Origin of the sequence: Microcoleus sp. S13_C3 (assembly GCF_036700905.1) — a bacterium.
Classification (GTDB): Bacteria; Cyanobacteriota; Cyanobacteriia; order Cyanobacteriales; family Microcoleaceae; genus Microcoleus.
Genome location: NZ_JAUBPT010000033.1, coordinates 1 through 12,753 on the forward strand (window position 1 = coordinate 1; position 12,753 = coordinate 12,753).

Below are 12,753 nucleotides of genomic sequence, written 5' to 3' on the forward strand. Positions count from 1 at the left end.
TTGTTCCATACTTAGAAAGGAGACGACAATTATTTATCAATACACTGTTTGGTTATTTTGTCAATGCGTAAGTCCTAGATGTATACTATAAACCGGGTTTCTTTGTGTAGTTTTGGTAAAAAAATCAAGTTTCAGAGAATCGCCGTGCGTCTAGGAGTGTTTGTGTAAGTCCTATTAGTATCAATCCGGATCTAGCGGGCGATCGCGCGAATACATTGCCAAATAAAACTATAAAAAAATGGTAAAAATGTTTGTGACAACAGCCGTCGTTGGCATCATGATGAATCTCGCAATTTCGAGCTTAGGATTTGCTGCTTTAGTTCGCCCTGTCCCCGCTATGAATCAAACTGTTGCGACTCTAGAAAGAATGCTCAGCGCGACACAAAAGCCGGCGGCGCTGAACTATTCGCGCCTGGGGATTGGCGGCGTTCGGTTGGGGATGCCTGTAGAAGAGGCAAAACGTAAGTTGGGAAAACCGCAGCGCGACGAAACTAAACCTGCTGGATCAGGGATGGGCGGCAAGATTCGCACGCTAACCTACTCAGGGTTGACGGTAGCAGCATGGGAGGGCAAAGTTTATTTAATTTCTACTACCAATCCCAAGTTTCTGACAATGGATGGGGTGAAGGTAGGAGATAACAGCCAAAAAGTTGTTAAAACTTACGGTTATGGGTCGCAATCTGTGCAGGGTGGAGTGACTCGGTTGACTTACAGCAATGACCAAAAGGCTTCTAATTTGATTGTGGAAATTAAGGGCGATCGCGTGCAAAAAATTATTGTGAGCACACAGCTAAACTGAAATATTAAATAACAGTGCAAAAGTCCCGGTTCACAAGTTTGTAGTAAGGACTTTATTCCTTATTTATGAGGATTTTTAGCCTTTCTGTGAGTTGACTGGAAGGCTTTTTCCTCATGTGCGTGAAGCGTAGCTATCCCGTAGGGAATCGCCCGCGTCTCCTTAATCCTCTTCATCATCATCCGACAATTGTGTAATTTCCTCAGCAATTAGTGTCGGAAAATCCTCTCCGCAGTGAACGTTGAGATGGATTGCAGAGAGGAAGGAACTCTGGTATAATTTCCGCTTTTTGTCGATCGCTCAAATCAGGTAACTGAAGTTGATCGATTAATATCAAATCCGCCCTTCATCGAAATTATTCATCTCTCTGTTCTCTTCCTCTGCGTTCTCTGCGTACTCTGCGGTTTAATCATTCCAATCCAACCGGAATTGATATAAAGTAATAACATTTTGACACTCAGTGCCCAATTCTTCAATTAACGTACTCAGCCTAGAATTAGTTACAGAAATTGTCCGATCGCTAACTTCCATCTTTACTTATCCAATTCTCAGTCCGCTAGGAGTTGACGAAAGTTTGTTCGCGGTTTCAACCGGCGAGGGAGCTCGGATTTGCGATCGCACCCATAAAAAAAAGTAGAGGTGCGATCGATCGCATCTCTACAATAATTCTAAATAAGGTGCACCGAGTGCACCCTACCAATTAGCGGTTCTGGGGAACAGGAGCACTCGGTGCTCCTGAAAAAGTCGCCTCACCAGTCTTAGCCCGCTTTTTGATCAAGATAGGCTTGACGCTGTTTTCTCCACCAATCGGGGGATCTTCTTGTTGAGCGTAATCAGCGCCCATCCAAGCAGGACGGCTTTGATCGAAAGCCATTTGCAAAGCAGCAGCGGCGATCGCGTGGGAGTCGTACTCCTCGGATAACTGAGACACCAGAGGCAAGAAAGATGCCATCCGTTCGCCAGCCAAAGCTTCACGAACTTTACCCTGCATCTTTTCCAACTGACGTGCTTCAATTTGCGCCCGTGTCGGAATGTTTCGCACCGTCAAGCTCGATCGCACGTGGCGTTCAATCAAGCGCAGTTTGCGGCGATCGACCGGTTGAATCAGCGTAATCGCCGTTCCTTCGCGACCAGCCCGGCCCGTGCGTCCGATCCGGTGAACGTAGCTTTCCACACTGTCGGGCAAATCGTAGTTAATAACGTGAGTCAAGTGATCCACGTCCAAACCCCGTGCCGCAATATCAGTCGCCACTACCCAGCGCACCTGACATTGGCGGAACCGATGCAACAAACGTTCCCGCTGTGCCTGATTCAAATTACCGTGATACTCATCAACGCTGTGACCTGCTGCTTGCAGTTGGCTGGTGAGTTCTGCCGCCGACTGCCGAGTCCGCACAAAAATCAGTGCAGATTCCGGGTCTTCCATTTCTAGGATTGGCTGTAGGGCTCTTGCCTTCGACCAGCCACGGGGAATCATGTACACGCCTTGGCTGATGCGCTTTGGCGTTGCTTTGGGCTGTTCTACGGTGACGTTGACGGGGTTACGCAAATGCCGCGCCACCAATTTCCGAATGGAAGGTTCCATCGTCGCCGAGAAAAATGCCGTTTGACGTTCTTGTGGTGCTGCATCCAAGATTTTTTCCACATCTTGAATAAAGCCCATGCTCAGCATTTCGTCAGCTTCATCCAAAACTAGCCATTTTACCTTGTCTAGTTTGAGGCTGCCACGGCTGAGCATATCCAATATGCGTCCGGGTGTACCGACAACGACGTGAACGCCGCGCTTCAAACGCTGCATTTGACGATCGATCGATTGACCGCCGTACACTGTCAGAACTTGCAGAGAGCGACCCACTTTTACCGGGCCGTCGCTGCTGATGCCGCTCAAATCACGGATGGCTTCAGTTACTTGCATCGCCAATTCGCGAGTCGGCGTCAGCACCAGTGCTTGCACCGCAGTTACATCTAAATCAATCCGCTCCAAGATGGGCAACGAGAATGCTGCCGTTTTGCCTGTCCCTGTTTGGGCTTGACCCACAACGTCGCGACCTGCTAACAGGTGCGGAATTGCTTGTACTTGGATGGGAGTAGGTTCTGTAAAGCCTAGTGTTTCCAGATGGAGAACGAGTTCTTCCGAAAGACCTAAGCCTTCAAACAATAAATTCATTAATGCTCCTAATAACGAGTCTTAGCCTTCTAAGTTGCCCAACTCGGATGCGGATTTCTGCTCGGCGGCAGGAACTCATAAGAGTTCTTTATGGTGCTGCGCCTGCGCGCACCTTCTTAAATAGCAATCGAGTATAGGGCAGCTCCGTCGATGGTGACTAAATTTACCAATTCGACAGCCGTCTTTGATTTTGTGACATCACCGATACCAACCGCCAGGGGTCGGGTTATAGGCTTCCAACATTCTTAAAACAGGACATTGGACTTCCTTTGAGGTACTTGCAAGCTTTCCCTCTTAGGCATTTTATAGTGAGGATCATGACCAGCCCCACTTCACTACATAGTAGTAACAGGTTGTTTGGTTCAGGCGCTATCCCGCAATCCGTCGCCTGCGGGATTGAGCAGGGATGGGGCGACCGTTACCGCCTATCCATCTCAACACTCTTTCGGGATACCGTTGTGGTGTAGGGCGGACGGCGAAGCAATCTCAAATTATCCCCGCTTATTTCTGGCTTGTTACTATCATAACTCTTTACATTCAGAAACAAAACATTAAATTCGTTAAAATTTTCCGATCGTTCTGTAGAGATAACCGCACCCCGAGGGGGAGCGTCGATTGCAGCCAGAGGCTAATAAAGGTTTAGAACCCTTTGCTACCTATCTTTGCACAATATTGTACAAACCGTTACTTTTGCTGCACAATCTGCTAATCCTTTTTGGCTGGTGTCGGGTTTTTGTTCGCCACACCGTCTCAGGCGACAGTTCCAGCAACACTTACACTTGACCCCGCCCAGCACCGGATACAGTGCCACGTGAACTCATGAGGGTCGATCCCACAATTTTAGACAAAAGATCGAGCTCCCAGATCAGTCTGTGCAGTCAATCTCAAATCTCAAATCTCAAATCTAAAATCGACTTGACCCCGCCCAGCACCGGATACAGTGCCACGTCAACTCATGAGGGTCGATCCCACAATTTTAGACAACAAAAGATAGAGCTCCCAGATGAGTCTGTGCAGTCAATCTAAAATCTAAAATCTAAAATCTAAAATCTACTTGACCGTAGAGGTCGTAGACATCTGCACCAGTAATTTTCACAGACACGATCGATCCCAGTCGCGCTTCTCCTGTCACATAGACGAGTCCATCTACTTCTGGGGAAAACCGAGCGGATCTACCAATCAACTCACCTGTCTCTGGTTGTTCTTGTTCTATCAGGACATCAACTACCTGACCGACAGATTCTTGATTCTTCTTCAATGATATAGGTTGTTGGGCCGCCATTACCGCATTGCGCCGCATTTCCATTATTTCTGCAGGTATTTGCTGGGGCAAGCTGAAGGCTGGGGTTCCTTCTTCTGGCGAAAATACAAAAACTCCTACGTGATCGAATTCATGACGCTTGACAAATTCCAGCAAGTGTGCTGCGTGTTCGTCGGTTTCGCCGGGAAAGCCGACAATAAAAGTTGTTCGCATCACAGCGCCGGGAAGTGCTGCCTTGAGCCGATCGACTATAGCATCATTAATCCCAGCTTGAAAAGGCCGATTCATCGCCCGCAGAATTTCCGGGTGCGAGTGTTGCAGGGGTAAATCCAAATATGGCAAAACGTTCGGCGTTTCCCGGATTGCCTCGACAACTTGCGGAGTCAAACCTGTAGGATAGGCGTAGTGCATCCGAATCCAAGGTACATCTACTTCACCCAAAGCGCGAAGTAGTTCGGCTAGTTTCGGTTCGCCATAAATATCTTTGCCGTAGTTGGTGGTAATTTGAGAAATTAAAATAATTTCCTTTACCCCTTCGGAGGCTAATTGCTTAGCTTCGGCGACGATAGATTCGATCGTCCGCGACCTTTGATTTCCGCGCAAGTGCGGGATAATGCAAAATGCACAGCGATAGTCGCAGCCTTCAGCTATCCGCAGATAAGCGACACCTTCCGATGTCGTGCGGTAGCGGGGAGTAGTTTCGTCAGCGATGTAAGTAGGTTCACTAGAGACGAGGGAAACTCGATCGCCCTTTTCCACCTGCTGCATAACATTGACGATTTTATGATAGTCGCCCGTGCCGACAATTGCGACTGCTTCCGGCAATTCATCCAGCAATTCCTGCTGAAAATGCTGTGCCATGCAGCCGGTGATGACTACTTTTTTATTAGCTTCTGCCAATTCTACCAAGGTGCGGACTGACTCTTCTCGCGCCGCTTGGATAAAACTACAAGTATTGACTACAACATAATCGGCTAATTCTTCATTAGAATCCACTTGATAGCCCGCTTGAGCCAGCAAGCCAATCATGTGTTCGGTATCGATGCGATTTTTTTCGCAGCCGAGGTGAGTAAATGCGATCGTTGGCTTCGTTGCCATGCAGTAATAGTTAGTGTTGCGCTATTTTTGAGAACGTTTTATGATATCACACAATTAGAAAAATTGCAAGTTATCCTTCTTAGTTGCACCAATTCCCAAGCCATCACTAGACTGTCAACGCTCAACCATTATTGCCGTACCCGAATTTATATTGCTTGTTGCACCGTTCGTTGTACCCGATCGACCTTGTAAGGCATTTTGCAGCATACTCTCAAAAAAAGTATCCAGAGAAATTCCCGATGCTTGGATCATAGTCGCAAGCACACTTTTTTGAGGAGAAAAAGAGCAGTACAGCCCCGCTTCTAAGAACCAAGGTTCTCCGTGGGGGTCGATGCGAAAATCAAATAAACTGTAGTGGCGACAGCCCAAAGCTATGTGGCATTTTCTGGCCATAGCCCAAACCCTTTGGGTCACAGGATCGCTGGGTTCAACTATCCACATCCTGGTACTATCCCTAGGGGCAGAATCCAAGCTACCATCGTCATTTTGTTTGAGCTTATCGGCATAACTCCGAATCGGTCGGATATCAGGATCTAGAGCATACTCTTGCAGCGGCAAACAGACTAGCTCGCCAGCTTGGACAATAATCCCACAACGAACTTCTCGGCCCAACTCAATAAATTCTTCTACTAGCACTTCATCTGCATATGTCAATGCTGTCTGCAAAGCCGCGTCAAAGTCAGCAGCATTTTTAAGTAACGCAACTCCCAGAGAATTATCGGCATTCAGCGGCTTGAGTACGATCGGGAAATCAATAGAAGGTAGATCGCCCGCGTGGAGAACTTCTCCCAGCGGCACACTTACCCCAGCGGCCGCCACTACTGCCTTAGCCTTCGCTTTGTCAGCAGTCAGTGCCATCACCCCTGGGGTATTACCCAGGTAAGGAATATTCAGCAGATCGAACAAGGCTCGGTATTGAGTCATGCCGGGGAGACAATACATCTGGGGCACCATCACGTCTATCTGGATATCTGCCAGCACCTGTACTGCGCCCGCTAGAGACATGGGATTAGCGGCCGCGATCGCACCTTGATCGAGAGAGGTGGGAAAACGCCATTGGCCATCGGGAGAAATATAGGCTATATGAAATTCATAGAGTGCTGGATTAGCAGTCTTCTCCAGACAATCTTGGGCATAAGATAGCGACAAATTACAGTAAAATTTACTGTCTGCCGATCCGACTAAATGCAAAACCCGTAATACTGACATACTCAATCTCCTCCTATTTCCACAAGTTTTCCAATATTAAAGTCAATCCGAATCCACTCTTTCGGATTCTGCAAATTTCCCCATAACAACAAGGGAACTTGCCAATGATGCACCATCAAAAACGGCAGCGGATCGTCCCACTCGAAGATGGCATCTTTGCCTTGAGCGATAATTTGCAATCGCTCAGAAACTAGCTTTGGCGATCGCAAATGAGTCACCAATCGCCAAATTTCATGGTAAATCCAGTAAGTCGGGCAACTTGATGCCAAAGGCTGCACAGTCTGTGGTAAAGGGTCGAGATCCAAATAAGCTTTTGCCACATCAGGATGGTTGTAAAACATCGTGATGGCTGAATGGGTGCGGGGGTTGCATTCGATCGCGTAAATCTCTCCATCATCCGCCGCCTGAATGAAATCAAAGGAAACTTGCCCAGTCAGATTGAGACTCTTGGCAAACAGACGAATCCAATTTTCGATATCCGGGCGATCGACATTCTGGTAATTCACCTGAAACGCCGACGATTCACAGCAACAGTGCAACTGAAGATGACCATCACGGATTGTACTGTGAGTGCAGAATTCTTGCCCCGGAATATACTCTTGCATAATCCAAGGTTTACTCTCGGAAATTGGTAATGAGTTGACAAAGGTGGCAGTTTCTGCTGGGTTTTCGCAGGGTAATTTAGTTAAGTTTAACCTGCGGACAGAATCGTAGGGAATACTTTTGATAATATATGGACGCTGTGCATCACTAAAATCAAAATCGATTACTTGCTGGGGATTAGTAATGCGGTAGGAATTCGGAACTCGCAGCCCCAATGCTTCCGAGGCTTTTGCAAACTGATATTTATCATCCAATCGTTGCAGAGTTTCGACATCGACGTGCATTACCGTACAGTGCCCAGAAAGTACCCTTTTGACTTCGGCATCGTAGTAACTGGCGACTGGACTACAAACGGGAACGTAAACATTAACTTTCTCTTGTTGGACAATTTTCAAGAGTGCTTGGGGATATTCCTCTGTCTGGGGATTTGGTACTGTGTAAAAGCGATCGACGGCCCAAGAGTAACGATGACCCGTCAGCCAGTATTTCTCGGTTTCAACCAAAATTACCCGATGACCGGCATTATGGAACGATCGGGCTAGCTGCAATGCTTTGGTCATCTTGCCGCCGCTAATCAAAATCGTTTGGGGAGTGGCTGTAGTCGATCGAGACTGAAACGGTTTGATGATGATGGATCTCAGTAGGGCGATCGCAGTTAAAGCAATATTCAGGGGCAGTACCAATAGCAGCAAAATTAAGGTTGCTATAGTTTTAACGGCTGTCTGGAAGCGCCTATTCCCAGTGTTTGTTTCCTGTTCAGATGGCATCGCTGCCACAGAAACTGTTTCGAGCATAATTTCCTAGTAAGTAGACACTCTAATTAGCGGTGGTTTTTGAATGATTAAACCGCAGATGACGCTGTTGGCGCCGAGTCTCCAGAAGAGACAGATCAATCATGCGGATGAGGCGCGGATTTGATATTACTGAGATCTTGCACCATTCTCAATTAGCCGTAGGGGCGGGTTCGCCAACAGCCTTAAAGCTTGCAAATAGGTTCTATAAACCCGCCCGACCCCACGAAAAATCCTCTTATTGATATTGCTGCAAGATGTCAGATATTACGCACGGGTGGTTAGGATCGTCAATTAAATAATTTCCCTTTTTTCTTGTGGGATGGGCGTCCCGCCCGCCCAGAAAGGACGGGCGGGACGCCCATCCCACAACAGTCATGAAAAGTGGATTTTATTTAATTCTCATCCCTTAGAAACCTGGTTTTTTGACTATCGGACTTCGTTACAGCCCGCCCAATAGGGCAAAAAACCCGGTTTATGCAGGTTTTGATGCGTCTAGGACTGTTCTACTAAACGCGCCGAATTAAGGTCACTCCATCTCTCAGCGGCACTAACACCTGCTCTACGCGCGGATCGTCAACTAGAGCCTGGTTGAATTTGGCGATCGCAACTCCGTTATCAGTAGCAGTACCCGACACATATGGCTGTCCCTGCATCAGAGTATTGTCTGCACAGATCAAGCCATTGGGAGCCAACAGCCCAGTGGTGAGCAATAAATCGAGATAATCTGTGTATCCAGCTTTATCAGCATCGATAAAAACCAGATCGAAGACTTCCCCGTCTTGGGCCAATTGTTTCATGGTTTCTAAAGCCGGTGCCACCTTGACTGAGATTTTGTGACCGACAGTAGATTCGTGAAAACACTTCTGGGCAAATTCAGCTACATAAGCATCTACTTCGCAGGCTACCACCACTCCATCCACCGGCAGTGCTTCCGCCATTGCTAGTGCTGAGTACCCGGTAAACATCCCTATTTCCAGTACGCGCTGTGCTTTGGTGATATGGACGAGAAATTTCAGCATTTGGCCTTCCAGATGGCCCGAAAGCATTTCCTGTTCCAAGTGGCGCACTGTCTCGCCGTCAGAGAATCGCTTACTCCAATCTTCTGATTGGGTGCGCTTTACTAACGCGGCTAAGGCGGGAGATTCCGGCGTGGTACAAAGGTTCAGGTACGGATCGAGACCATTGGCTAGTTCGTAGGCTTGTTGTAATTGGGCCTTGAAAGCTCGATCGAGATTATCGATTTTTTCTACTTGCGAGGCGAGACTTTCGAGTAAAGAGGCTAAAATCCCGACTGGGGTAACGGGTCTCATGGTCATACCCCGGCTGCGGAACGAGTTCCAACTTTCTGCAATACCACATACATATCCTCGCCATCGCCATGACGCGGGTAGCCCTGACAGATTTCTCGATGCACCAGTAGGGCTTTATCCAACTCAGTTCGAGTCAAATCGTTCATGAAAAAGCAGTCACCAATGGGGCATGGAGCGGCAGCGCGTTGGAGACCATCACGGGTACGACTGATCGATGTTGTGGCTTTCCAGAGCAGTTCTGATGTCAGATAAGGGCTATCAATTGCTAGTCCGAGGCGGCTCATTAATCTTAAGATGCGATCGCGATCGGCGATCGGAATGTAGCCCCGCAGTTGGGCAATGGTGGCCGAAAAAGCCATATCGATGGCGACAGAATGGCCGTGGAACATCGGAATTTCCGGCGTTAGTTCCAGCGTCGGACTCCAAGTGTGACCATAGGCTATCACCCGATCCAAATCTAGCTCGTGGAGGTTTGGTACTTCTAATGCCAGCATTGACTGAATCGCGTTGTAGGTTAAGCGATGGGCCACTTCGCGCAGTTCAGATGTGCCGTCTAAATAACCAAAATGGCTATGCAGTAATGCTTCGCCGTAGTTTTCTAACAACTCGAAGATTTCTTTGTTGCCTACTACGGCGATCTTAATTAACTCTGCCATGCCGTTTCGTATTTGGTCGATCGGCAGAGTTTTCAGAAAGGAGAAATCTAAAATTACTTTCTGCGAAGCGTGGTAAGCACCGAGGCGGTTTTTCAGCTTACCGTGGTTCACAGCTACTTTGATCGCCACACTGGCATCAATCAGCCCAATTAAAGTTGTCGGTACGCGAATGTAGTTAGTCCGACGGCGATAAGAGGAACAGGCAAAACCAGTTACGTCAGTAGTCAATCCACCACCGACCACCAAAACAGGCTCCTTCCGCACGAGTCCGAAATCAACGAAGGCATCTATGATGCTTTCAAAAGTTTTTAATGTCTTATCAGGTTCCTTGATATTAACTGGAAAGACTGTTAAATCTATCTCGTGATGATTGAAATAATCCTGCATCTGTGCACCATAAAGACCATAGACTGTTTCATCTACAACCATTAAACAGCGACCAAATTGGCGGTAACTATCCGCAATCTCAGGATTTTCAAGCTTGAAAGCACCATCTACGTATAGCAAGCTGAAATCAATTTTTTCGTACCCCTCAATTTGAAAAGCACGATCGGTAGATGTAAACGTAGCTTGAATGTCACCCATAAGAATTTTGCACTTTCATGTTGATCGGTAACTGTAAGTATCTGGGCGAGCTTCAAAAGTATCAATCCTTTTGCTGGCAAACTTCCTAGGCATTAACTTGACAAATTGTCATTTAATATGAACTTAACAATCCACCTAAAAATTTACTTTTAGGGTTGTTTGTTAAGAGTCGGTTAAATACTGCTTTTCGAGTATTTATACTTAAAGCCTTTTGAGGATTGATTTGAGACCGCCTCAATGCTTACACAAAATTCAACATAACGAATTTCTCATCTTTATGCAACCAGATTCAGTAAAAGTGGATATTATTTATTAATAATATAATATTATCCAGAGACAAATCGGGAAAACCCGAAATTACAGCATCCTCATCTATTAAAACGACTCGTTGCGATCGATCGTTGAAATCACTTTATCTTTTTTGATCGGGTTCGCTGTGTATTTCCAGTTGATTATCCACCAAATTCAATATCCAATCAGCCGATTAATGCCTAGTTAATAAAGGGAATAATGAACCTGGATTTTAGATTACGAAATTTTCCGGGAACATCCATCAAGCCCGATCGCCCGACAGCACTTTAACAGCAGCAGACGCAGGTAATGGATCGTCAATCGATTTTAGATTTTAGATTTTAGATTTTAGATTTTAGAATTGACTTGCGCGAGATAAATGCGGGGGCTGGAGGATTTTAGATTTTAGATTTTGGATTGATTCCACGGATAAATGCGGGGGCTTGTACCACCTTTGAAATTCTTGGTCAGAATTTCCGCCCAAACCATTAACTTGAGGCATCAAAGTACCCATTTCCAATTGGCAAGATATTGGTCTAATTTGTCGATCGGCCAAGAGTGGAATTTTTACCTTGGGGGCGGGCATAATCACCAGCCCACAAGAGTTTTAAGATTTTTCCCGATGCAAGTCTTGATGTTTTTTGAGCTTACAAATACTGCTAGCCCAACTTACGAGGGGATTTGATCCGACGATACATCGGGGGCGATCGCCAGATTTGCTTCACCCGAAAGCGCTTGAGCAGCAGACCCAGTAGTTAATCGATGATCGTAAGAGTGTGTTCCCAAACCCTTAACTTGCCGCATCAAAGTGCCCATTTCCAAAGCACTCATCGCATAATTCCAGCCCAAATTGCTTTTAATTCCAGCCCTTTCCAAAGCTTGCTGCATCGTATCAGTCGTCACCACCCCAAAAATCACTGGCACCCCTGTCTGAAAAGCAGCCGCAGCAATTCCCTTAGCAACCTCACCAGCCACAAAATCGAAATGAGGAGTTTGGCCCCGAATTACCGCACCCAGACAAATTACCGCATCGTAGCGGTGAGAAAGAGCAGCTTGGCGGGCCACCAAAGGAATCTCAAAACTTCCTGGAACCCAAAAAAAGTCCACCTGAGAGCCATGAGGATTAATATCAACCCCGTGGCGTTTCAAACAATCTTGACATCCCTCCAAAAGTTTGTTGACAACCAAATCGTTAAAACGACCGATGACAATAGCAAATCGCAAAGACTCTGTGTGAGTAAAAGTTCCCTCGAAAACAGTCATAGTGTTCTAGTTTAGATTTTAGGTTTTAGTTTTTAGAGTTTTGTTTGTGAGAAGGCAAAAGTCAGAAAGCAGCAGCATCTCATCTGAATCTCAAGTACAAAAACATACAGGGTCGCGCGGTGTGGAAAATTCCTAGCTTCTGCCGAATGCCTTTCAATCGCTGGTGAATGCCTTCATCCTTCTATCTTTTACCTTCTTTATTCGATAGACTTGGGTGAAATTAAACGACTAAAAAGTTCAATACACCCACTGCAATAACCAGCAAAAACCAGAGACCCGACCCGACATAAATCAGGGATTTAGACTGATTCCAGTTTTGGGGAGAGGCATAAGCAACCGGGACGCCAACGACCATCACAAAAGATAGCAGTACCAGACCCAGTAAAACCACTTGAAACAGAATTGATAACATCTTTTCTCCTTTCGATATAACCGTGCGTTGATCGGAAATAGTTTCCCAGAACCGAAAAAAATCTTCCAAATTCTAGTTTTTGACAGTTTCCCGATAGTCGATCGAGAAATTGTCGGTTGATTGATACGAAAGAACCCAGGCAAATTCGGGCGTTGCGCGAACAGGCGTCAGCGGCTCTTGAGATTTCGATCAATTTTATCATTGTTCGCTACACGACAGAAAACTGGATTCGATACTGGCTGAAGGTTAAGTTACAGTGCGATCGACACATCCGGTTTCAGAGGGCGAGAAATTGCTACTGTTTGAGT

The 12,753-nt window shown here is 46.5% G+C and carries 10 protein-coding genes; 2 read left to right on the top strand and 8 right to left on the bottom strand.

Annotated elements, in window-relative coordinates; all coding sequences use genetic code 11:
• Window positions 1–238: 238 nt before the first annotated feature.
• Window positions 239–799 carry a hypothetical protein gene (locus QUA16_RS11745; RefSeq protein WP_333181145.1) on the top strand — a complete coding sequence of 187 codons (561 nt, stop codon included), beginning with the start codon at window positions 239–241 and terminating at the stop codon, window positions 797–799.
• Between the two features lie 457 nt (window positions 800–1,256).
• Complete coding sequence (locus QUA16_RS11750) at window positions 1,257–1,433, top strand: hypothetical protein (RefSeq protein ID WP_333109102.1); 177 nt, start codon at window positions 1,257–1,259, stop codon at window positions 1,431–1,433.
• A gap of 63 nt (window positions 1,434–1,496) precedes the next feature.
• On the opposite strand, the gene QUA16_RS11755 is transcribed toward QUA16_RS11750, so the two are convergent.
• From QUA16_RS11755 to psbZ, 8 genes are all read right to left on the bottom strand, one after another.
• Entirely contained in the window at window positions 1,497–2,963 is a 1,467-nt protein-coding gene (locus QUA16_RS11755) for a DEAD/DEAH box helicase (protein WP_333109100.1), read from the bottom strand.
• A 1,036-nt stretch (window positions 2,964–3,999) separates the two neighbouring features.
• A complete protein-coding gene (gene rimO / locus QUA16_RS11760; RefSeq protein ID WP_333109097.1) occupies window positions 4,000–5,322 on the bottom strand; it encodes a 30S ribosomal protein S12 methylthiotransferase RimO in 1,323 nt (440 codons plus the stop codon).
• Window positions 5,323–5,436: 114 nt separating this feature from the next.
• Entirely contained in the window at window positions 5,437–6,531 is a 1,095-nt protein-coding gene (locus QUA16_RS11765) for a D-alanine--D-alanine ligase (RefSeq protein ID WP_333109094.1), read from the bottom strand.
• Window positions 6,532–6,533: 2 nt separating this feature from the next.
• The gene (locus tag QUA16_RS11770) at window positions 6,534–7,928 is read right to left on the bottom strand and encodes an ATP-grasp domain-containing protein (RefSeq protein WP_333109092.1); all 1,395 of its coding nucleotides are present in this window, start codon (window positions 7,926–7,928) and stop codon (window positions 6,534–6,536) included.
• Between the two features lie 506 nt (window positions 7,929–8,434).
• Window positions 8,435–9,238, bottom strand: a complete 804-nt coding sequence (locus QUA16_RS11775; RefSeq protein WP_333104017.1) for a class I SAM-dependent methyltransferase — start codon at window positions 9,236–9,238, stop codon at window positions 8,435–8,437.
• A gap of 2 nt (window positions 9,239–9,240) precedes the next feature.
• Entirely contained in the window at window positions 9,241–10,479 is a 1,239-nt protein-coding gene (locus tag QUA16_RS11780; RefSeq protein WP_333104018.1) for a sedoheptulose 7-phosphate cyclase, read from the bottom strand.
• Window positions 10,480–11,439: 960 nt separating this feature from the next.
• Window positions 11,440–12,033, bottom strand: coding sequence for a 6,7-dimethyl-8-ribityllumazine synthase (gene ribH / locus QUA16_RS11785; RefSeq protein WP_333104019.1), 594 nt, complete (start codon window positions 12,031–12,033; stop codon window positions 11,440–11,442).
• Between the two features lie 220 nt (window positions 12,034–12,253).
• Complete coding sequence (gene psbZ / locus QUA16_RS11790) at window positions 12,254–12,445, bottom strand: photosystem II reaction center protein PsbZ (RefSeq protein ID WP_190735314.1); 192 nt, start codon at window positions 12,443–12,445, stop codon at window positions 12,254–12,256.
• Between the last annotated feature and the right edge of the window lie 308 nt (window positions 12,446–12,753).

What these genes read in the sequence shown, in the direction of transcription:
- psbZ (WP_190735314.1), bottom strand. Translation starts at nt 12,445, where the DNA reads ATGTTATCAATTCTGTTTCAAGTGGTTTTACTGGGTCTGGTACTGCTA.
- QUA16_RS11770 (WP_333109092.1), bottom strand. Translation starts at nt 7,928, where the DNA reads ATGCTCGAAACAGTTTCTGTGGCAGCGATGCCATCTGAACAGGAAACA.
- QUA16_RS11755 (WP_333109100.1), bottom strand. Translation starts at nt 2,963, where the DNA reads ATGAATTTATTGTTTGAAGGCTTAGGTCTTTCGGAAGAACTCGTTCTC.
- rimO (WP_333109097.1), bottom strand. Translation starts at nt 5,322, where the DNA reads ATGGCAACGAAGCCAACGATCGCATTTACTCACCTCGGCTGCGAAAAA.
- QUA16_RS11745 (WP_333181145.1), top strand. Translation starts at nt 239, where the DNA reads ATGGTAAAAATGTTTGTGACAACAGCCGTCGTTGGCATCATGATGAAT.
- QUA16_RS11775 (WP_333104017.1), bottom strand. Translation starts at nt 9,238, where the DNA reads ATGAGACCCGTTACCCCAGTCGGGATTTTAGCCTCTTTACTCGAAAGT.
- QUA16_RS11765 (WP_333109094.1), bottom strand. Translation starts at nt 6,531, where the DNA reads ATGTCAGTATTACGGGTTTTGCATTTAGTCGGATCGGCAGACAGTAAA.
- ribH (WP_333104019.1), bottom strand. Translation starts at nt 12,033, where the DNA reads ATGACTGTTTTCGAGGGAACTTTTACTCACACAGAGTCTTTGCGATTT.
- QUA16_RS11780 (WP_333104018.1), bottom strand. Translation starts at nt 10,479, where the DNA reads ATGGGTGACATTCAAGCTACGTTTACATCTACCGATCGTGCTTTTCAA.